Raw genomic sequence first — 21,350 nt, forward strand, 5'->3', positions numbered from 1 at the left:
CACGTGTAAAATACCAGTTGCTCACACAAATAAAAGGCAGATGCACATTAATGCATTCTGCCTTAAACCCGTTTATCTGAACCAGCCCTTCTTCTTAAACCACCAAAACATGCCTAAGGCAATGATAAACATTAATAACAGCGTTTCAAAATATCCATATTTCCACGATAATTCCGGCATGTTTTCAAAATTCATACCATAAATGCCCGCTATGAAGGTTAAGGGCATGAAAATGGTGGTTATCACGGTAAGGACTCTCATCACCCGGTTTGTCTGATGGGAGTTGATCGATAAATAACTGTCACGGATATCGTTCGTCAATTCCCTGTTTCCATCAATCATTTCTGTCAATTTTAATAAGTGGTCATGAATATCAGCAAAGTATTCGTATCTTTCCTTTACACCCTTAAGCCTATGGGAATTAATGACACGGTATATTAAATCCCGCATTGGAATCACAGTATATCTAATCTGCAATAAATGATGGCGGATATCAAATAATTTCTCCAATAATTCTTCCATTGTTTCATCATTTGGATTATCTTCAATAAGACTCAAACGATCTTCCAGCTGATAAACGATAGGAAAGTAATTATCCACTATTTTATCAATGATATGGTACATGACCAGGTAAGGGTCCCATTTACTAATCTTCTTACTTAAGCTCAGCCTTTCCCAAACATCATCCATTTCCCTGGAGAGTTCATGATGGTAGGATACTATGTAATTTGAACCAATAAAAAAGTTAATTTCCTGTTTATCTTCGTTAATATGATTTAGGCTATGGGTGACAAAAAAGCTATAGTCTTCATAATAGTCCATTTTAGGGCGCTGGAGTTTGACAACACAATCCTCTATTGCCAGGGGGTGAAAATGAAAAGTCTTGTCAAGTTCAGCAGTTTCCTCCTCGGTTGGCTGATCAAAATCAACCCAAAACCACTTATAATTTTCCCACTCCGCCTTCAGACTCTCTAAAGTAATATTCTTCTTCAATTCATTTTTTTTATTAACAGCTTGTATTCTAATCATGATTGTCTCCTAGTCTTTCCAATCTGCAAACGTATTTTTTCCATTTTTGATAATGATATCCTAACTCTTCCATTGGTTATATTATTATTTACCTCTTTTCCTTGCTCTGTTAAACAAGCTTATGCTTTTCTCGGTAATTATAGAAAATAAACCCTTTACATCTTCAACTACTTTAACGCTTTTACTGCAAAAAGTAATTTTAATTAACAAAAAATATTGACTTATCTAAACTTATCTGATAAATTATTTTCAAATAATAAATCGCTGAAGAGAAGAGTAAGACAGGAATGCTGTTCCAAAGAGAGCCGGCAAATGGTGAAAGCCGGTGTTCAGTACCTGATCCGAAGATCATCTCTGAGATGCAAAGCTGAAATACAGTAAGCTTTGTCGGGTTTTCCGCCGTTACAATGGAACGCGTATGATTGTACGCAGCTGAGTGCTGCAGTTTTTTGAACTGCGGAATTAGGGTGGTATCGCGAGTATAGACTCGTCCCTTTCTGGGGACGGGTCTTTTTATTTTTAAATAAAGGAGTTTGAACAGCTAATGAAGAAATTTGACAGCTTTTTTATCGGTCTCATGTTATTCTCAATGTTTTTTGGAGCAGGTAATTTAATTTTCCCTCCCTACCTCGGTGCCTTATCAGGTACCTCCTTTTGGCTTGCGATTGCAGGTTTTATTCTGACTGCTGTAGGCTTGCCATTTATTGTCCTGCTTGCCATCTCCATGGCAAAGGGTGGAATTGAAGCGATTGCCAGCCGGGTTCATCCTCTTTTCGGCACTTTATTTATGGTTATCATCTACCTGTCCATTGGTCCTTTCCTGGCTATTCCCAGAAATGCAGGTGTTGCTTTCGAGATGGGTATCATGCCATTTATTAATGATTCATGGAACCAATCACTTATATTGTTTACGTATTCCGCAGTCTTTTTCTTGCTTGTATATGTTGTCAGTTTAGATCCGTCCAAAATGGAAAGATTTATGGGCCGCTGGCTTACTCCTGTTCTGCTGCTGTCTGTTGTTATCCTTTGTACAGCTGCAATCATGAATTTTGATACAAAGCAGCTGGCTCCATCTGGCGGTTATGACAGCGGCGCATTCTTTAAGGGTTTCCTTGAGGGCTATAATACAATGGATGCCCTTGCCGCTCTTGCCTTTGGAATTGTCATTCTTACTGCCATCCAGAAAAAAGGTGTACATGACGAAAAGCAATTATCCCTCTATACACTAAGAGCTGCAATAATAGCCGGCGTGCTGCTGGCAGCCGTTTATATTTCCCTTGGATTATTGGGAGCTAAAATAGCTGCGAACGGCACTTTTGAAAACGGGACAGCCATTTTATCATCTGCCGCTACCCTGTTATTCGGAAGAGCCGGAACGGCATTCATCGGTGCAATTTTCACTCTTGCCTGTTTTACGACTGTAGTAGGCTTAACATCAGCCTGCGGACAATATTTCTCAAAGCTGCTGCCAAAGGTAAGCTATAAATTAGTCATTACTGCCGTAACCCTAATTGGCTTCACCTTATCAAATCTTGGGTTAAATCAAATTCTCAAAGTATCTGTTCCTTTCCTGGTAACAGCTTATCCTTTAACCATTGTGCTGATTACGCTGAGCTTCTTTAATGGTTTTTTCCGAAATCCGCGAAAAGTTTACGGGAGTGCGCTATTATTCACAGGAGTATTTGCAGCGCTAGGAGGGTTAAGCACCTTTGGCTTTGATCTCGGAGCCCTTCAATCCCTTAGGGAAGTATTGCCTTTCGCATCGGTTGGAATGGAATGGGTTGTACCAGCTGCAGCAGGTACTGCACTGGGCATCCTACTAAGCAAAACTGACAGGCAGCAGCCGGATTCGGCAAAACAGATGGATGTAAAAGCTTCTTTATAAAGAGCCAGGCTGCTTCAAACAGCCTGGTTTTCCTATTCCTTCACTTCATTATAAGACGGCTCCATAAATACTTAATTATAATGTGCAGTAATCACAGCTCTTCCGACACCGGATAGCCCAGATCTCCCATTAAGCTTGCAAGCTGGGGAATATCCCCGATAGCTGCTTTCCTGGTATGTATTTTAAGCTCCATTTGACACCTTCCTGCCTTCATGCATAGTTTTATTCCCTTACCCAGATTGCTTTTGTATATCCAATTTTCAATCCTGCTTTTTCCATATTATTCTGGCTTGCAGAACCAAACCTTGCCTGACCTGTCACCAGCTCTGAATTTTGTGTAATCTTCTGATAGATACGGGTTTGAATAAGCGCGCTGTGGACTCCTCTGTTTCTGAAAGCAGGCACAACAGCAGCAGCCGCAAGATTCACTACTCCGTCATCGATATAAACCACACCTATTCCCGCTGGTTCATTGTTTACAAAGGCAAGGTAAAAGACCCAGTTTCTATTGTCATAAAGAACTTCATTATTTTCAGCTATTCCTTGGCTAAGGAAAGCAGGCATTCCAAACCCCTTTGTATATAGCTCGCCGAAAAGATCAAAATCGCTTCTTTGCATCCTTCGTATATCAATATCGCCATTAATGGGAATGTCCACAAGATCTGAAGGTTCCGCAAACAAAGTGGTATGGAAATCACATTGATAGAACCCTTTTTGATGAAGGATCTTCAGTAAATCTGATGATCCGTTTGATGGTGTAATCTCCAATCGTATGGGAATTCCTTTTCCCTGATAGAAATCAATAATTTGATCCAGAGCTTCGATATCTGCTTCGTTAAATCCTTTTACAAGATTGAAGGATGGACCCGGTATATTCCTGGCAGCAAAAGCGGTTGTCCCGCCTATCCTTTTTATTTCCACGCCCATTGGGTTTCCATCCCGATTTTTAATTGCTGTCAATCTGGATAGCAGCACACTTGTCTCTGCCTTGTCCAATCTTTCAGCTAAGTCACTTTTCATCACTAGATTCATAGTCTTCACCTCATTTAAGCAAGCCTCATTCAAAAGTATTGTTCTCCCTTTGAAATGAATTCCCCTTTAAAAACAAGGCTATTTTCATATAAATTATTGTTTTCGCCTATCAATGATGTCCGGTAATTTCCGCTCCAGGCTGCTCGCTGCAATCAACTCAGTAAATAAGATACAAAAAGCAACAAACCTTGCCAAAACTGACAAAAATAAAAAAGAAAAAGAGCCAATGCTCTTTTCCTAATCAATCCACTTTACTATATCATCGAATGGTCTGCGCGCTTTCGGTCTTGGGTCTTTCACTCTGTATCCAAAGGCACACATTACCGACAGTCCGAAGCTTCCTTCTTCAAGCAAGCCTTCCTCATTCAGGAGTTTATTCATTTTTTCAATGTCAAACCCCTCAATAGGACAGGAATCTATACCAATTTGTGCAGCGGCGGACATCATATTCCCAAGTGCTATGTAGCTTTGCTTGCAGGCCCAATCAAAGAGAGGGCGATCTCCTTCCAGAAGGTCAAAATCGGACTTCTGAAATTCCTCAATCCGCTGCAGATATTTTTCCATCATTTCTTCCGGCATCCCCAGGGTATTTCTAAAATGATCCTGCAGATAGCGGGAATCATATTTTGTATCTTTTTTCGTTCTTGCCAGGATTAAAACAAAGTGACTTGCTTCAGGCAATTTCCCGAATGCTCCCCAGGAGGCATTCTTAATTTTCTCACGGAGCTCCTGGTTCTGAACAACCACAAAACGCCATGGTTCAAAACCAAATGAACTTGGTGACAGACGGCCTGTCTCCAATATAAACCGGAAATCCTCCTCGGGGATTTCTTTATTTGGATCAAATTCCTTTGTCGCATGCCTGAATTGATAGGCATTCAGTATTTCTTCCTTTAAAACTTCCTTTTCACGCAAAACCAAACACTCCTTTTCTGACTGTTCTAACTTTAACGTAACATATTACAGCATAACATTCATGAAATCAGCTTTTAGTCTGCCCTTCTCACTGCTGTTCCTAATCATTTGGGGCAATTTCATTATAAATCCATAGACAGCCTGATCATATCCCGGCAATGGATTCCATTTTCAATGATATCTTCTTTGTAATGCCTCACAAAAAAATCTCTGTCGACCCCTGTGATTCTAAAACCGCATTTTTGGTAAAGAGCCAGCTGCCCAATACTTGAATTCCCCGTTCCAATTTCAACGGTCTTATATCCACCTTGAAACGCAATCTCTATTGCATGCTGTAGAAGTTTTCTGCCTATTCCCTCTCCCTGATATTTTTCACTAACGGCAATATTAACAATTTCACAGGTTCCTGGTCTTGTGGCAAGAAGAATATAAACGCCTGCTGCTACTCCATTAAGTTCAGCAATATATATTTCCCCTCGATTAAGATAATCCTCAATAAAATCAATTGAAGGATCTGCCAATAATAGCAGATTCATGGGAGGGGGCTCTGAATGGTCAATTTTCCGTATCTTCATTTTGTCCTCCCTTTTATGCCAAGCTTTCAAAATAACCTTTCTCTCTTTCTATATAATAATGATCGATACCAGTCATCTCCCCAGTTTATATTTGATTACTTTTTTTATTTGAGTCTCCTTTTCATGCTTATCGATATATTCAAATCAGGTTTTTTATTAAGCAAAGTTTCATACCACCACAATCCCTTTTTCATATCCAGCACCCGGAATTGAACCGTCATTTCATAGATCATTTCAGCTCCTCCAATCTCGTACCAAACTAGGTAATTCGTTGAATTTCTCACATTTCCTTCATTTTGATTGTTTTTGGGCCTTTGCACAGGGAATTAAGAGTAGTGAATATACAGAAAGGGAGTGGTATGAAACATGTCAATTAAGGCTTTAGTTTTAAACTGTACACTAAAAAAAAGCAGTGAACCTTCCAATACCGGAGCACTTATAGATGAGGTTGTTAAATTTTTTGATGAAACGGAAGTGGAAACAGAGGTTATTACAGCTGCAGACTTCAAGATTGGTTACGGTATTACTTCTGAAGCTGTGGATCTGGAGGATGAATGGCCGGATATTTTTAAGAAGGTTGAAGAGGCAGATATCCTTATCCTTGGTTCTCCCATCTGGCTTGGCGAGCAGAGCAGCATCACCACAAAAGTAATCGAAAGATTATATGGAGGAAGCAGTCTGACCAATGAAAAAGGCCAGTATATTTATTACAACAAGGTTGGCGGCGTTGTGGTGACTGGCAATGAAGATGGGGCCAAACAAGTTTCCCGTTCTGTGCTATATTCACTCTCCCATATGGGATTCACCATACCGCCAAACGTTGACACCTATTGGGTTGGAGAGGCTGGTCCCGGCCCCTCCTTCATCAAAGCTAAGGGCTATGAAAATGACTTTACAAGACAGCATGCCAGAATAATGGCCTATAATTTAATCCATTTTGCCAGAATGTTAAAAGCTCATCCGATACCTGCAGAAGGAAATATCGTCAAAGGCTAGTAACATTAATAAGCAGTAAAAAACCAGCACTGGCCCTTAATGCTGGCTTTTTACTGCTTATTTTTTGGGGGAAATCTCCAATCCCACTTGATCTAACGCGTGGGTGATTCCCTGCTGCAGAACTGAAAAACAAGGAATTTGTGTTTCTTTATTGCCGCTCTCGATGATTTGCAGGCTAAGTTCGGGTGAAATACCGACAAATATGCAGTTTGTGCCCAATAGGGAAGCTGCTTTCACGAATTTCTGCAGAAAATCGAAAGTATATTGATCAACACCCTTTAATGCAGTTAAGTCCAATATTAAATACTCTGCTTTATACCGGGGAAGATTCAGTAATGTTCTGTTCAGCAGTTCCTCCGCCCGCAGCTCTTCATATCTTCCCACTAAAGGAATGACCAAAATAGAATCAATCACTGGAATAATAGGAGAAGAAATCTCTTTAATGATTTCAGACAGTACTCTGGTCTGCTCAGCAATTTCCTTTTCCAGCTTCTTCTGGGCGCTTTGATTCTGCTCTTTAATCATGGCATTGATATTTAGAGAGGGCGTAATGTCGGACTCAAAAAATTCGTATTCGGAATAATGATCCCCCTTAACCTGGCTTTGTCTCACTTTATACCATATATTTGTTTCAAACAGGCCGCTTAACACCCCTGCCCAATGTCCAGGCAAAAAAGTGCCTTCTGCTTCTTTTTTTTGTTCCACATTAATCTTATACTCCCAGCCATTTTTAACACGAATGATCGCTTTCTTTTCTTCTGCACAAAAAGATGCAATCTCTGTCTTTCCCCATCCTGCAGTTAAATATATATTGGGTAAATGATTAATAATGTCTTCTTTTTCATTATTCGATTCCAGATAAAATTTGCTGACAATTTTCCCTGTCCTGTAGCCGGCGGTTTCAAGAACAAGCTCGGCTGACTTTTCACCAGAGATTTCCTCAATGGAGTCCAGCAGAGTCTTAAAAGCTGTGTTTACCCAAAACACTACCACTTCGTCATTTTCAAATTTAAACGTTGCATCATCCAAATCCCAATCAAACAGAGATCCATTTACATTTATTTCATATTTGGAAGAGTTAGTCTCCATCAAATGTCCTCCTTTTCTATAACATTCATTGATGTCAAGTCATCTATTATAATAACAATATTATTCTAACCTCGAGGTTATTTCGGAGTCAAAAATGTATATGCTGCTGGTAAAACCTATCAAAGATGAAAAAAATCCATATAATATAGCTGCTGAGAATTGCCGCAAAATATAATTTTTCGCATGCTGAGTTTATATTCACCCCCAAAAAGAATAGGGAAACAAGTCCTCCCCGCTTATACCTACCCTTCTTCTTCCTGCTTAATCGCAAATGCAGTGCCTTTTGCCAAACTTTCTTAAAAAATATATTTGTTTTCGGACATCAAGCACAAAAAAACCGCCATGCCGCAATAAGCGGATAGACGGCTTTAGCCTGCTTCCCTGATTTCTTCATTGATAAATTTTCTCTTCTGGATAAAGATAAGCCTCATTGAAAGACAAACACCTGCAGCAAGAAGCCCAAACGTAAGGCCAAGCCAGTAACCAGTTGCGCCAAGGTCTGTATGGTGTGCAAGAACATAGCCAGCAGGCAGACAGATCAGCCAATAAGAAACCAGTGTGATAACAAAAGATATATTCACATCTTTATATCCTCTTAAAGCCGCTTGCGCAGTAGCCTGGATGGCATCGGAAATCTGGAAAAACAGTGCATAAATCAGAAAATGGGCAGTCAGGGCAATTACCGCTTGATCAGTAGAGTAAAAGCCTGCAACCTCATAGCGGAAAAATACAACCAGGAGGCCTGTGAACAGCGCAATAAAAATAGACAGATAGATGCCCAGCCAGCTGTAGGATTTTGCATCCTTATACCTGCCTGCCCCCACTTCAAATCCGACTAACACGGTCTGAGCCATGGAAATGCTGATTGGGATCATATACAGGAAGGAAACTATGTTTAATGCAGACTGATAGGCAGCAATAGTTGTTACATTAAACTTACTGATTAAGATGGTCACCGCGGCAAACATACTCGTTTCAAAAAAGATGGACAGTCCCATGGGTACCCCTATCTTTAAGATTTCTTTGCATTTATTCCACGAAAATTCCTTAAGACCGCTGAAAACGGCATAGCTTGAAAAAGGATCCTTCGTTTTGATAATAAGTGCAGTCATGACAAGGATGAACCAATAAGTAAAAGAAGTTGCATACCCTCCTCCTGCACCTCCCAATTCAGGAAATCCCCAATAGCCAAAAATCAGGACATAATTCAGGAAGAAATTGATAGGAAGTGAACAAAATAAAATCACCATCACAACTCTTGTTTTGCCGAGTGCATATATGAAAGATCTTAGAACATTAAATAGGAATAATGGAATGATTCCAAAACTGAGACCCACAAGATAGCCACGGGCTGTTGCTTCCACATCATCAGGCAGATTCATGCTAGTAAGCAGCGGGTCAAGCAAAATTGAACCCAATAGAATGACTGCAAAGGCAATGATAAAACCCAATAAGATGCCATTTTTTACAATAGATGAAACTTCTTTGTTCTTTTTTTCTCCAATCGCTTGAGCCGCAATTGGGGATACAGCCATTAATATTCCGCTAAGCCCGGTAAACACAGGATTCCAAATGGAGGAGCCAATCGCTACGCCAGCAAGATCGGAAGCATTATATCTCCCTGACATAATTGTATTAAAAAAGACCATTGCAAACATGCCAAACTGCGTGATTAATATGGGAATTAACATGATTGTTATTTGCCTGATCTTCTCCTGTAAAGTAAATGTCTGATACATCCTGATGACTCCTTCACAAAATAGTTAACACAAATATTATTATATTATATCTCTTATAATAAAGACCTCATTTTGGTTTAAAAGAAAAAAGAGCTGCGGACGCTCTTTTTCGAGAAAATCATTCATCTTCTTCAACTAAATATTTCAGTTTTTGCAGCTTATTGTTCCAGAATTGCTCATAAAAGGACAGCCATTGCTTCAATTCAGTCAGTGGCTCAGGCTGGAGATGGTAAATTCTTTCTCTCCCCGCCTTTTCCCCTTTTACTAATTGGGCTTCTGAGAGAATATGGAGATGTTTTGATATGGCGGTACGGCTTATAGGGAAATGCGCGCTTATCTCTGAGATCGGGCGTTCTTTTTCAGCCAGCAGCCTTAAAACCTCTCTCCTCGTAGGGTCCGCGATTGCCTGAAACACATCATGTTTCCTGGCAGAAGCACCCATTATTCCTCAACAGCCTTGCTAAGCTTCGAAAGAATTCCAGTCCATCCCTGAGACATTCTTTCACGGATAACCGCACTCTCTTGTCCAGCTTTCCCAACCAATTCATCAGGCTGTTTCCATCCGCCATGTATAAGCGTAAATTCCGTTTTGCCGTCCAAATCTTTTAAAATGAAAGATACAAACCATCCATCCGTATCCCATTTAAAAGAAAGCCGGTTTGGCTCATCCAGTTCTGTCACCTTACATGGAGACGGGCCAAATGGGGACTGAATATGAAAGTCATAGCCAAGTTCAGCCTTAAAATCATTTGGCATAAACCACGCTTCGATTCCTTCTGATGTAGAAACTTTCTTCCAGACCTTTTCAATAGGCGCATTAAGAATTACAGTTTGTTTAATATCCTGAAGTGTTTCCATTTATAAGCTCTCCTTTGTATATAAAATAAAACCTTTTGGTTTCATTTGTATCATATAAAACCATTTGGTTTCATGTCAACTGATATATGCAAAAATAAAGCCTAACTATGCAGGTTAATCCATATAATCTACAGAATACTTATTGTATCTTAAGGAGGGATTTTAATGCAGGGAGCCATTCACGCTCAAAAGCTATCTGATCTGGAAACGGCTATTCATACATATGTGCGTCCTGACACCTTTCCGCTTGCCATTAGAGTTATGAAAAAGGAAGATTCTATGCCTGACAGGGTCAAGCGTCCGGCAAGAGACTTTAACAAAACTTTCAGCATCTGCCAAGGGGTAACGATGTCAAGAAGATATGGCTGGGCGATTGCCATGGGCAAAGAAGATTTGTCATGTCCAATTGCCAAAATTGCTTTCGGGTTTGAGGAGGAATTGGACTATTACTCAGAAGGAAATTTAACAGATGGAATGTACACAAAAACCTGTGATCTTGGCGCCTTAACCGAAGCGGCCGTAGCCAAGTTTACAAAAGAGGAAGCCGGGACAGTGCTGATGGCTCCTCTGGGGAGAGCAGCATTCGAACCGGATGTTATCACTGTTTATGGGAATTCAGCACAAGTCATGAGAATGGTGGCTGGCGCACTCTATCATACGGGCGGCGAAATTACTTCCACTTTTACTGCCCGGGCAGATTGCGCCGATATTGTAATTAAGACCATACAAACCGGTAAGCCGCAGGTAATCCTCCCATGCTATGGGGACCGGGTCTTCGGTCAGACGCATGATCACGAAATGGCCTTCACCATTCCTTTTTCCATGGCAGATGAATTTGCAGATGGATTAAAGCAAACCCACAAAGGCGGTGTGCGCTACCCTATCCCAGCCTATCTTCAATATGAGGCAAAATATCCGGACACATATGAGAAGCTGAACGAAATGTTCGACAGCATGCCCTGATTGAAAGCTGGCTCCTCCAATCGAGGTGCCGGCTTGTTTCGTTTTGGGAAAAGGGTAAAATAGAATAAACAGCTATTAAGAAATGAGTGAAATAATTGAGCAGCTTATTCCCTTCCCTATATGATCTGGCCATGCAGCCTCTCGAAAAAAGAAAATTCCGGCGAATCAGAAGTAAGATTCTTTCCATGGCTTCCGGCCGCGTGCTCGAGATCGGAGCCGGTACAGGCATTAACTTCCCCTTATATAAAAAGGCTGACCGGGTCGATGCCATTGAACCGAATCAGGCGATGATTGAAAAATCACTTTCCCGGAAAAATGCGGCTTCAGTTCCTATTCACATTCACCAGCAGTCTGCTGAAGAACTTGAATTTGCGGACAATACCTTTGATTCGGCAGTTGCCACCCTGGTGTTCTGCACTATCCCAAATCCTGAACAAGCACTCACAGAGATCAAACGAGTCTGCAAGCCACAGGCAAAAATACTATTCTTTGAACATGTGAAAATGGAGCAGCACGCTCTCGCATTTGCCCAGGAAGCCCTCAATCCTCTTTGGAAACGGATATGCGACGGCTGCCATCTGAACCGTGACACACTTCAGGCTATACAGGATTCAGGCATGAAGATAACGAACGTGACTCCCTATTATAAAGGATTGTTTCTAGTGGTGGAGTGTGAGAATCCTGATGGCGGCCGTTAATTTCATTAACGGCGCCATTTGTGAACAGATTGCGGATGATTGTCCAGGGATTTTTGGCTTGCGCTGAATAACTCCTTTTTCCGCATTAATCAAAGTTAACTATTTCACATCCTCATAAAAAAGAAGGCCGATTCCATCAGCCCCTTTGACTACACCCTCTTTAATTCGTAGTTCCGCTTATCCACCAGCTTCTTTTCATCCTTTTTAATAGAGCCTGACGCTATTAATTCAAGTGTCGGCTTAACCCTTATCACATTCTGGATTTTTGAAGAAAGCTCAGGGTTTAATCCTTCTTCCGATTCTATGAAAATCTTAATCTGGTCATGCCCCTGCTCATTTGTTACCACAGCCTGGAATACCGGATACCCTGCTTCATTTAATACCTGCGCCAGCTGTTTTTCTCTTACAAACATTCCTTTTACCTTTATCCCATCACTGACACGCCCCAGCACTCCTGCAATCCTTTTTCCCTCATACCCTTTAACCCAGCGTGAAAGGTCGCCTGTGCCAAAGCGGATAAGCGGGTAGCTTTTATCAAATAAAGTGACGACCACTTCTCCTTCTCCATCTGTAACTTCCGATCCAGTCTGCGGGTCACAGATTTGAACAACAGCAGAATCTGTAATTCTTAAACCAGGCCCCGATTTGTCCTCATAAGCAAGACACCCGCAATCTGCAGTCCCATATCCTTCATATACGGAAATCCCATTGTCTTCACACCTTTTCCGCATTTGTTCCGTCAGCATTTCTGCAGTAAAGAAAGCTTTATTTACGACAACATCTTTTCCCGCCTCCCATCCCTTTTCTTCAAGGGCATCAAGCAAAAGGCTAAAGAAGCTCGGGGTTCCCACGTAGCCGGTTACCCTGACATCCTTCATAATCTGGATCTGAAGCTCCCGATTCCCGGTTCCGGCAGGGATGACAGTTGCTCCTAATTCACGAAGTGCGGAGTCAAACATAAAGCCTGCCGGTGAGAGATGATAGGAAAATGTATTTTGTACGATATCCCCTTCCCCAAAGCCTGCCTTCTTGAGAGCTTCTGAGAATCGCCAGAAATCTTTCCCTGTCGTTTGCGGATCGTAAATCGGACCTGGCGACATAAAAATTCGTTCCATCTCATTAGGCTTTACAGCTGCAAAGCCTCCAAAAGGCTGATCTGCAGATTGCAATTCCGGCAATCTATCTTTTTTAAGCACAGGTATTTTCTCAAGGTCTTTTAAAGTTTGTATGTCATCTGGGGAAATACAGGCATCCTCAAGGCGCCTTTTAAATCCGCTGGCATTATTATATGCATGGTGAATTACTTCCTTCAGTTCTTCCATTACAGCCACCTCTTTCTTCTTTTATAAGATTTAATATCTTTATAGCTTTTCCGGCCCTTATCTCCCATTCCAAGATAAAATTCACGCACATCCTGATTGGAAAGAAGCCGGTCCACCGTACCATCCATCACAATTCGGCCGTTTTCCATGATGTATCCATAATCGGCAATCGATAAGGCAACATTGGCATTTTGCTCCACTACCAGTATAGTGGTTCCCTCTTCTTCATTGATTTTTTTAATAATCCCGAAGATCTCTTTTACTAATAGAGGGGCAAGTCCTAATGAAGGTTCATCGAGAAGCAGCACCTTTGGCTTTGCCATGATTCCTCTTCCAATGGCAAGCATCTGCTGCTCTCCGCCTGACAGATATCCGGCCTGCCTGTGCTTCAGCATTTCAAGCTTTGGAAAGTAATGATAGACTTTTTGGATATCGCCTTTAATATTCTTCCGGTCTTTCCTGGTATGTGCACCTGCGATCAGGTTATCTTCCACAGAAAGATGCTTGAACACGCGCCTTCCTTCCATGCACTGAAAAATGCCTTTCTTTACGATGGTTTCAGCATCGCTTACATCAATGCGCTCGCCATAAAGCTCGATAAATCCATCCGTCACTTCACCGTTTTCGCTTTTCAGCAGGCCGGATATAGCCTTAAGAGTCGTCGTTTTCCCGGCGCCATTGCTGCCGAGCAAAGCGACAATTTTCCCTTTTGGCACCACCATTGACATCCCTTTTAATACAAGGATGACCTTGTCGTACATCACTTCGACATTATTTATTGTCAGCATGCATCTGTCCTCCCGGCTATCTCTATTTTTTTGTTCCTAGGTCATGTTCTGAATCATTCGTGGTCTTCTCTGTTTATTTCTACAAACAAAAATTTGTCTGCGGATTCAATCGTTTGTTTGCAATTTTCATGTTTATTTGCCAAGTTTCGAGTTTATTTGCTAATACATAAGTGCCAAGCCTTTAAAAGTGAACAGGAGGCGGGTATAAAACCTCGCCCCCCATCTTGTTAGTAGCCGATATAATCAGTGAACACTTCAAACTGGCCGTTCTTCACTTCTGCCAATCGAACTTGGTTTGTACCAGCATGATTGTCAGGTGAAAAAGTAACCGGAGCGGCTAAACCGCCGAGATCAAGATTTGAAATCTTCTCCAGGCCGGCACGGATGCCTTCGCCTGAAGTCTGGTCTTCAGCAAGCTTCATGCCTTCAACCATGATTTTGGCGGACACCCATCCCTGGATAAACTTCTGGTTCTTGTCTTCCAGCTTTTCACCCTTGCTTTCTACGAACTTCTTGATTTCTTCCATTCCAGGCAGATCTTCATATGGGAAGGCATGAGTGACGACTCCGATAAATCCTTCAGCCGCATCACCTGCAATAGGAAGCAAGCCTTCTCCGGTAGCCCAGTTTAATCCAATGAATTGTGTATCCAAACCAAGCTTTTTAGCATCTTTTAATATAGTTGCTGTTGCACCCCAAGTTTGGTTGATAATCGCATAATCAGGGTCTTTCTTTTCCATGTTCAGCAATTGGGATGTTGCATCAAGTGTTTTCAGGTCAACAATTTGTTCATCTACAATTTCAATGCCATTTTCCTTGGCAAATTTTTTGGCATCTTCAATTGGCGATTTGCCAAAGGCCGTATCATTGTAAATTAATGCTACAGTCGGTGTGCCGCCGGTGTGATTGTCTTTTATCCATTTCAGTACGGATCTTGCCTGGTCGGAGTAAGAAGCCGCAGCCAGGAAGTTATATGGGCTTTCGTCAATATTTTTCAGGTTCTCTGAGTATGAAGCCGAGATGAATGGAAGCTTGTCGGCTGCCACCTGCTGGCGAAGGGCTTCAGTGTCCCCTGTTCCCCATCCCAAAATGGCTGATACTTTATCTTTTGATTTTAATTTCTGATAAAGCTTTTGGGCTTCCGGGATTTTATAAGCATAGTCATCACCAATTAATTCGAGCTTATAGCCGTTAATCTCCTCGCCAGCAATGGATTCAAAAAATGCTTTTTCACCCTCTGCATATGGTGTTCCAACATCACCGGTACCTCCCGTAAGGTCAAAGATACCGCCAACTTTAACAGTGCCGCCTTTCTTGTCACCTGAAGCTTCCTCGCTGCCTCCAGAACAGCCTGCCAGCATTCCAGTCATTAATGTTGCTGCCAATAAACCCTTCCAAACCTTCTTCATAATGTTCCCCCTCATTTTTCCTCTTTTTTATAAAAATTTGAAAGATTTACTTTCAAAATTTTCAGATATTATTACCCGGGAATTAATAGGAAAATGGCCAGAGCTTAAAATAGTCTTTGATGTTTTTCCATATTTTCGCGAGGCCCTGCGGTTCATAGATCAGGAATAAGATAATCACAAGGCCGAATACTACCTCTTTCATCCCGATTAAGACAGCTGATAAGTCAGGGAATACCCCGCTCATCATTTCAACCCCTGATCTTAGTACAACTGGAAGCAATGTAATAAATACAGCTCCGTAAATCGACCCGAATACGCTTCCAAGACCACCGACCAGTATGATTGCTAAGTATTCGATGGACACTGTAATGCTGTAAAGCTCAGGACTGACAACCATTGTATAATGGCCCAGTAAAGCACCGGCAATGCCAACAAAGAAGGAACTTACTATAAATGCCAAAACTTTATATTTAAACAAATCGATCCCCATAACCTCTGCTGCCACATCACGGTCACGGACTGCTATGAATGCCCTGCCGACCCTCGAACGGAAGAGGTTCAGGGTGAAGATTGCTGTAATAATCAGCACCACAAACATAAGGTAGTAATAACTCCGTTCACTGTAAAAGACAAAACTGCCAAGTTCAGGCCTGGATAAGACCATTCCGGCTGTTCCGCCAGTCAGCGCATCCCAGCGGGAAATAACAAATAAAATGATTACCTGTGCTGCAAGAGTGGCTATCGCCAAATATAATCCTTTTAGCCTTAAGGATGGCAGTCCGAATAGTCCGCCGACTATCGCCGTCACAATACCGGCTGTCGGCATGGCAATCCAGAAGCTTAATCCCAGCTTTGCTGTCAGAATAGCCGATGTATACCCGCCTACCCCCAAAAAGGCCCCTACCCCGATTGAAATCTGGCCTGTAAAGCCCGTCAGGATGTTCAGACCGATCGCACCAATAGCGGCAATTCCGCAAAGTGTAGCCAGTCCAATGATATAATCGGATGCAAACATCGGGAAGACTGCAAATGCTGCCAGAAGAATGAACATGCGCATCCTTACCCTGGTGATCTTCCAGATCGCCATATCTTGTTTATAATTCACATGGAATTCTCCACAATCCATTACAAAAGGATTTCTCATCGGTTACACCCTCTCGATTTCTTTTTTTCCGAACAAACCATACGGCTTGAACATCAGGATAAATACGAGGATGACAAACGGCATAACCTCTTTCAGACCCCCGCCAACCAATGGATCCAGATATCCGCCGGTCAGGCTCTCAAGAATGCCGATGATCAGCCCGCCGATGATCGCACCGGGAATACTGTCGAGTCCTCCAAGAATGGCAACCGGAAGCACCTTTAAGCCGATCGCTGAAAGGGATGCATTCACACCGTTGATGTTTCCGAGAAGGATTCCCCCAACTGCCGAAACAATGGCGGCAATCGCCCAGGCCACAGCGAAAATCATTTTTACGCTGATTCCCATTGACATTGCCGCCTGCTGATCATCTGCGGTTGCTCTCATCGCAATTCCAAGCTTGGAATATTTGAAAAAGAGGGTAAAAATGACAAGCATCACCACAACGATTACAAGTGACCATAGATAGACCGGCGCAATGACGATCTCACCAAGGTTAACAGGCTGTTCAGAGAAAATCTTGGGAAATACACGTGTTTCATGGCCCCAAATAATATGGACAATCCCGGCAAGAACGCTCGATAATCCGATGGTCGCCATAATCATGGATATGACGGGCTCTCCAATAAACGGCCTCAGAACGATCCGTTCAATAACAAATCCTAAAACAGCACTGAACATGAGAGCGATTAACAGGGCTGCCACAAACGGAATGTTGTAGGCTGTAATAAGCGTTAAACAGACATACGTTCCAATTAAAAGGAACTCGCCCTGTGCAAAGTTGATGGCATCACTGGATTTATAGATAAGCACAAAGCCCAATGCAACAAGAGCATAAACGCTGCCTACCACGATGCCTGTTACGAGCATTTGCAAGAAAAATGTCATTAAGCTGCCCCCTCTCCTTCATCCATAAAGATCACCTGAAGCGTTGTCTGGATGGTTTGTTCCATGCCATCACGATACTTGATCGTTCCATTGACACGAATTTTTTTGTCCTCTGTATAAAGACCATCGATTAAGGCCTGATATTTTTTAGCAACAAACTGCCTGCGGACTTTCTTGGTTCTTGTAAGCTCTTCATCATCTGCATCAAGCTCTTTATAAAGAAGGACGAATTTCTTCACGCGTGCTTTTTCAGGCAGCGTCTGATTGATTTCCTGCACCTGTTTTTCGATCAGCTCCAGCACTTGCGGCTTGGAAGATAAATCGGTATAAGTGGTATAGCTGATTTGGTTTTTCTCCGCCCAGCGCCCTACATTTTTCATATCAATATTGATCATGGCAACCACATACGGGCGATCCTTCCCAATTGCTACCGCTTCCTGTATGAACGAACTGAATTTCAGCTTGTTTTCGATAAACTGCGGAGAGAACATTTCACCCGTATCAAGGCGAATGACATCCTTAATCCGGTCAATGATATACAAATGCCCTCCTTCATCCAGCCTCCCTGCATCCCCGGTATGCAGCCATCCATCCTGAATGGTTTCCGTTGTGCTTTTCTCATTTTTGTAATACCCCTTGCAGACACTTGAGCTTTTAATCAGGATTTCCCCTTCTTCAGAAATCTTCACTTCTGTACCCGGTATTGGAATTCCAACACTATCAAGCTTAATATCGCCGTCCCTGTGCACAATGGATATGCCGGCTACCTCTGTCTGCCCGTAAATGCTTTTCACATTAACTCCTATGCTATGAAAAAATTCAAATACATCAGGTCCCAAAGGTGCACCGCCTGTATAGGCACGCTTAATCTTCAAGAGTCCAAAGTGATCGCGGATGGCACTGAACATCAGGTAATCGGCCATTTTATAAAGAGCCTTCGTACCCGTACTGACTGGTTTATTTTCAAAATGGGCCTTTGCTACCTTCTCGCCGATCGGCTTGCACCAGTTATAAATCTTTCTTTTCAGCCAGCCGCTGTCCTGAATTCTAACCTGAAATCGCGATACCATATCTTCATAGATTCTGGGCGGCGAAAACATAACCTGTGGTCCAATTTCGCGGAGGTCCTCCAAAACGGTTGCCGGCTCTTCCGGGAAATTAATCGTCATCCCATTGTATAAGCCCATGGCAAGAGTCATCATCTGTTCCCCGATCCAGGCAAGAGGAAGGAATGAAACATATTCATCCTTATCTGTCAGCGGATCAATGTCTGACAGATTTTTAGCCATTTCGATCAGATTTCGGAAAGTAAGCATCGTTCCTTTTGGATTGCCTGTCGTTCCAGAAGTATAAGACAAAATCGCCACGTCATCTGCAGACCCCTTATCAACTTCCTCTGAAAATAAGGCAGGCTGCCCTGAGTGAAAACTTCGTCCCATTTCCAGAACCTCGTTAAATTCCAGCAGAAAATCCTCCCGGTAACCTCTCATGCCGCGTGAATCATAATAAATAATCGTTCTGACTTTTGGAATGGATTCTTTAATTTCCAGCAGTTTATCCACTTGCTCCTGGTCCTCAGCAACGATTATGGTTGCGTCACAATTATCGATAATGTAACTTAGTTCAGCAGACAGGGATTCCTGATAAATGCCTACTGAAATGCCGCCTAAGCTTTGTGCAGCAAGCTCACTGATTACCCATTCGGGCCTGTTATCGCCAATAATAGCAAGCTTATCTTCTCTTTTCAGACCCAGTGATGCCAAACCCAGGCTGAAATTCTTTACTTTGTCTAAGAACGTTTCATACGTAATTTCATTCCATATTCCAAATTCTTTTTCTCTTAAAGCCACTTGCGTCCCATTCCTGTAAGCCCTTTCAATCAGCAGCTGCGGAAAGGTCTTGCTCATAGAATCGCTCCCCCCTCCTAAATATCTAAAAATCACTTTAGCCGGTCTATCTTTTATACGGCATTCTCTTCTCCCAGGTAGGCTTCTATGACTTTAGGATTATTCTGAATCTCTTCCGGTGTCCCATAGCCAATCAGCTTCCCGAAATCAAGAACTGCAATGTGATCGGATAAGTCCATTACAACCCCCATATCGTGTTCAATTAATATAATGGTTGTGTTCATTTCTTCGTGGATGTCAATAATGTATCTGGCCATGTCTTCTTTTTCCTCACTGTTCATGCCTGCCATCGGCTCATCCAGAAGGAGAATTTCAGGTTCCAGTGCCAGAGCCCTGCCGGTTTCGACCCTTTTCTGCAGTCCATATGAAAGAGTTCCCACGGGGGTATTGCGGATATCCTCGATTTCAAGAAAGTCGATCACCTGCTCAACTTTTTTCCGATGTTCGATTTCCTCTCTCTGCGCCTTCCCCCAATACAGCCCTCCTGCAAGCAGCCCGGTTTTCATTCTCACATGCCTCCCAAGCATCAGATTGTCCAAAACAGATAAATGCGGGAAAAGCTCGATATTCTGAAAAGCACGGGCAATGCCCATACTGGCTCTTTTGTGAGGTTTATACCGGGTAATATCTTCCCCCTTAAAATAAATCGATCCGGATGAAGGTTTGTACAGCCCGCTTATGCAATTCAACATACTTGTCTTACCTGCACCATTTGGACCAATCAGCGAAAAAATCTCCCCCTCCTGCACTTCATAGGAAACCTGGTCAAGAGCTGTTACGCCTCCAAACCTTAAAGTAGCATCCTTAATCTCCAAAATTCCCAATCTTTCAACCCCCTTTATTTCGATTGGTGAAATATTTTTCATAAAATTACGAATAGTTTAAATATTCTTTACGCAATTGTTTTCTCCTTTTAATATTTAAAATATTTTTCTCTCCTGAGCTATTTTTCATTTTTATGTAAATGGAAATATTGATATGACAAATTCCTTATGTGCAAGTTTTTTTCACTATGAAAATGGTGATATATTAGTTGGGTCGAGTTCATAAATAAAAGCCGGACACAAATGTGCCCAGCTTTAAAGCCAATTCTATTAATCTTCAAATTTTATAACAATACGGCCATTTATTTTCCCTTTTTCAAGATCATCAAAGACTCTATTGATTTCTTCAAGGGATGCCGTTTCCACTATTGTTTTTACTTTGCCGTCTGCTGCAAATTGAAGGGCTTCCTGCAAATCCTTTCTTGTTCCAACAATAGAACCGACAATGCTGACACCGTTTAGAACTGTATCAAAGATCGGAACTTCCATAACTTCCGGCGGCAATCCTACAGCTACACACTTTCCTCCGCGTTTGACAGCACGATAAGCTTCACTGAAAGCGTGTTTAGACACTGCCGTGCATATGGATGCTTGCACCCCGCCTATTTCACGCTGTATGAAGACAGCTGAATCCTCGACTTTCGGATTAACAGTTAAATCCGCACCTAAATCTTTTGCCAGCTCCAGCTTTTCGTTAAATGTATCGACTGCCACCACCTTCAGTCCCATTGCTTTTGCATATTGGACTGCCACATGTCCAAGACCTCCAATACCATAAACAGCGACCCACTCTCCCGGCTTTGCTTCCCCTACCTTCAGCGCTTTATATGTCGTTACACCCGCACAAAAAATTGGCGCTGCCTCAACGTAGTCAAGAGAATCCGGAACCTTCACCACATAACGGGCATCAGCAAGACAATATTCTGCGTATCCGCCATTAATGGAATATCCCGCGTTCAGCTGATTATGGCAAAGTGTTTCACGCCCGGTTAAGCAGTATTCACAATGTCCGCAGGCTGAATATAACCAAGGCACTCCGACACGATCTCCAGCCTTCAAATGTGTAATGCCTTCTCCCACTTCTACAACTTCGCCGACCCCTTCATGCCCCGGAATAAGGGGAAGTGCCGGTTTAACAGGCCAATCACCATGTGCAGCGTGTAAATCTGTATGGCATACACCACAGGCTTTTATTTTTACTAATACATCATTTTTTCCAACGGATGGTACTCTCACATTTTCAATTTCCAGGCTTTCCTTAAATTTATGCACAACTGCTGCTTTCATCA

General features: G+C 42.3%; 21 protein-coding genes and 1 other annotated feature. Of the genes, 4 read left to right on the forward strand and 17 right to left on the reverse strand.

Annotated elements, in window-relative coordinates:
* Positions 1 to 72: 72 nt before the first annotated feature.
* A complete protein-coding gene (corA, locus tag ACTHRG_RS10315; protein ID WP_440231145.1) occupies positions 73 to 1,029 on the reverse strand; it encodes a magnesium/cobalt transporter CorA in 957 nt (318 codons plus the stop codon).
* Positions 1,030 to 1,284: 255 nt separating this feature from the next.
* Positions 1,285 to 1,527: a binding site (T-box leader), on the forward strand.
* 46 nt (positions 1,528 to 1,573) lie between these two features.
* On the opposite strand from corA, the gene brnQ reads away from it, so the two are divergent.
* Complete coding sequence (gene brnQ / locus ACTHRG_RS10320; RefSeq protein ID WP_440231146.1) at positions 1,574 to 2,914, forward strand: branched-chain amino acid transport system II carrier protein; 1,341 nt, start codon at positions 1,574 to 1,576, stop codon at positions 2,912 to 2,914.
* Positions 2,915 to 3,136: 222 nt separating this feature from the next.
* Here the strand turns inward: brnQ and ACTHRG_RS10325 are convergent, their stop codons facing one another.
* From ACTHRG_RS10325 to ACTHRG_RS10340, 4 genes are all read right to left on the reverse strand, one after another.
* Positions 3,137 to 3,946, reverse strand: coding sequence for a GNAT family N-acetyltransferase (locus ACTHRG_RS10325; RefSeq protein WP_440231147.1), 810 nt, complete (start codon positions 3,944 to 3,946; stop codon positions 3,137 to 3,139).
* 237 nt (positions 3,947 to 4,183) lie between these two features.
* The gene (locus tag ACTHRG_RS10330; RefSeq protein ID WP_076259267.1) at positions 4,184 to 4,861 is read right to left on the reverse strand and encodes an NAD(P)H-dependent oxidoreductase; all 678 of its coding nucleotides are present in this window, start codon (positions 4,859 to 4,861) and stop codon (positions 4,184 to 4,186) included.
* 122 nt (positions 4,862 to 4,983) lie between these two features.
* Positions 4,984 to 5,436, reverse strand: coding sequence for a GNAT family N-acetyltransferase (locus ACTHRG_RS10335; protein ID WP_076259264.1), 453 nt, complete (start codon positions 5,434 to 5,436; stop codon positions 4,984 to 4,986).
* A 104-nt stretch (positions 5,437 to 5,540) separates the two neighbouring features.
* A complete protein-coding gene (locus ACTHRG_RS10340; protein ID WP_286148712.1) occupies positions 5,541 to 5,669 on the reverse strand; it encodes a hypothetical protein in 129 nt (42 codons plus the stop codon).
* Between the two features lie 133 nt (positions 5,670 to 5,802).
* On the opposite strand from ACTHRG_RS10340, the gene ACTHRG_RS10345 reads away from it, so the two are divergent.
* A complete protein-coding gene (locus ACTHRG_RS10345; RefSeq protein WP_440231148.1) occupies positions 5,803 to 6,432 on the forward strand; it encodes a flavodoxin family protein in 630 nt (209 codons plus the stop codon).
* Between the two features lie 57 nt (positions 6,433 to 6,489).
* On the opposite strand, the gene ACTHRG_RS10350 is transcribed toward ACTHRG_RS10345, so the two are convergent.
* The 4 genes from ACTHRG_RS10350 to ACTHRG_RS10365 form a co-directional block, all read right to left on the reverse strand.
* Entirely contained in the window at positions 6,490 to 7,521 is a 1,032-nt protein-coding gene (locus ACTHRG_RS10350; RefSeq protein WP_076259259.1) for an STAS domain-containing protein, read from the reverse strand.
* 368 nt (positions 7,522 to 7,889) lie between these two features.
* Entirely contained in the window at positions 7,890 to 9,260 is a 1,371-nt protein-coding gene (locus tag ACTHRG_RS10355) for an MATE family efflux transporter (protein ID WP_076259256.1), read from the reverse strand.
* 118 nt (positions 9,261 to 9,378) lie between these two features.
* Positions 9,379 to 9,702, reverse strand: coding sequence for an ArsR/SmtB family transcription factor (locus ACTHRG_RS10360; protein ID WP_076259254.1), 324 nt, complete (start codon positions 9,700 to 9,702; stop codon positions 9,379 to 9,381).
* Positions 9,702 to 10,118: an SRPBCC family protein gene (locus ACTHRG_RS10365; protein ID WP_076259251.1), complete on the reverse strand. Its 417-nt coding sequence runs from the start codon at positions 10,116 to 10,118 to the stop codon at positions 9,702 to 9,704. The genes ACTHRG_RS10360 and ACTHRG_RS10365 overlap by 1 nt, the downstream gene beginning before the upstream one ends.
* Before the next feature lie 165 nt (positions 10,119 to 10,283).
* Between ACTHRG_RS10365 and ACTHRG_RS10370 the strand changes: the two genes are divergently transcribed.
* Together ACTHRG_RS10370 and ACTHRG_RS10375 are read left to right on the forward strand one after the other, a co-directional pair.
* A complete protein-coding gene (locus ACTHRG_RS10370; RefSeq protein ID WP_076259249.1) occupies positions 10,284 to 11,081 on the forward strand; it encodes a DUF169 domain-containing protein in 798 nt (265 codons plus the stop codon).
* Positions 11,082 to 11,176: 95 nt separating this feature from the next.
* On the forward strand, positions 11,177 to 11,779 hold the full coding sequence (locus ACTHRG_RS10375; RefSeq protein ID WP_083675357.1) for a class I SAM-dependent methyltransferase: 603 nt from the start codon (positions 11,177 to 11,179) through the stop codon (positions 11,777 to 11,779).
* A gap of 149 nt (positions 11,780 to 11,928) precedes the next feature.
* Here the strand turns inward: ACTHRG_RS10375 and ACTHRG_RS10380 are convergent, their stop codons facing one another.
* The 8 genes from ACTHRG_RS10380 to adhP all read right to left on the reverse strand — a co-directional run bounded on the left by ACTHRG_RS10380 (position 11,929) and on the right by adhP (position 21,348).
* Positions 11,929 to 13,101 (reverse strand): phenylacetate--CoA ligase family protein, encoded by a 1,173-nt coding sequence (locus tag ACTHRG_RS10380; protein WP_076259246.1) that lies wholly within the window; start codon positions 13,099 to 13,101, stop codon positions 11,929 to 11,931.
* Entirely contained in the window at positions 13,101 to 13,889 is a 789-nt protein-coding gene (locus ACTHRG_RS10385; protein WP_035329545.1) for an ABC transporter ATP-binding protein, read from the reverse strand. The genes ACTHRG_RS10380 and ACTHRG_RS10385 overlap by 1 nt, the downstream gene beginning before the upstream one ends.
* Positions 13,890 to 14,116: 227 nt before the next feature.
* Positions 14,117 to 15,298 (reverse strand): ABC transporter substrate-binding protein, encoded by a 1,182-nt coding sequence (locus ACTHRG_RS10390; protein WP_440231149.1) that lies wholly within the window; start codon positions 15,296 to 15,298, stop codon positions 14,117 to 14,119.
* A gap of 82 nt (positions 15,299 to 15,380) precedes the next feature.
* On the reverse strand, positions 15,381 to 16,442 hold the full coding sequence (locus ACTHRG_RS10395) for a branched-chain amino acid ABC transporter permease (RefSeq protein WP_076259241.1): 1,062 nt from the start codon (positions 16,440 to 16,442) through the stop codon (positions 15,381 to 15,383).
* A gap of 3 nt (positions 16,443 to 16,445) precedes the next feature.
* The gene (locus tag ACTHRG_RS10400; RefSeq protein ID WP_076259238.1) at positions 16,446 to 17,330 is read right to left on the reverse strand and encodes a branched-chain amino acid ABC transporter permease; all 885 of its coding nucleotides are present in this window, start codon (positions 17,328 to 17,330) and stop codon (positions 16,446 to 16,448) included.
* Positions 17,330 to 19,237, reverse strand: a complete 1,908-nt coding sequence (locus ACTHRG_RS10405) for an AMP-binding protein (protein WP_440231150.1) — start codon at positions 19,235 to 19,237, stop codon at positions 17,330 to 17,332. The genes ACTHRG_RS10400 and ACTHRG_RS10405 overlap by 1 nt, the downstream gene beginning before the upstream one ends.
* A gap of 53 nt (positions 19,238 to 19,290) precedes the next feature.
* On the reverse strand, positions 19,291 to 20,061 hold the full coding sequence (locus ACTHRG_RS10410) for an ABC transporter ATP-binding protein (protein WP_076259232.1): 771 nt from the start codon (positions 20,059 to 20,061) through the stop codon (positions 19,291 to 19,293).
* Between the two features lie 270 nt (positions 20,062 to 20,331).
* Entirely contained in the window at positions 20,332 to 21,348 is a 1,017-nt protein-coding gene (adhP, locus tag ACTHRG_RS10415) for an alcohol dehydrogenase AdhP (protein ID WP_076259336.1), read from the reverse strand.
* Between the last annotated feature and the right edge of the window lie 2 nt (positions 21,349 to 21,350).

Origin of the sequence: Cytobacillus sp. SAFR-174, assembly GCF_051964675.1 — a bacterium.
Taxonomy (GTDB): Bacteria; Bacillota; Bacilli; order Bacillales; family Cytobacillaceae; genus Cytobacillus.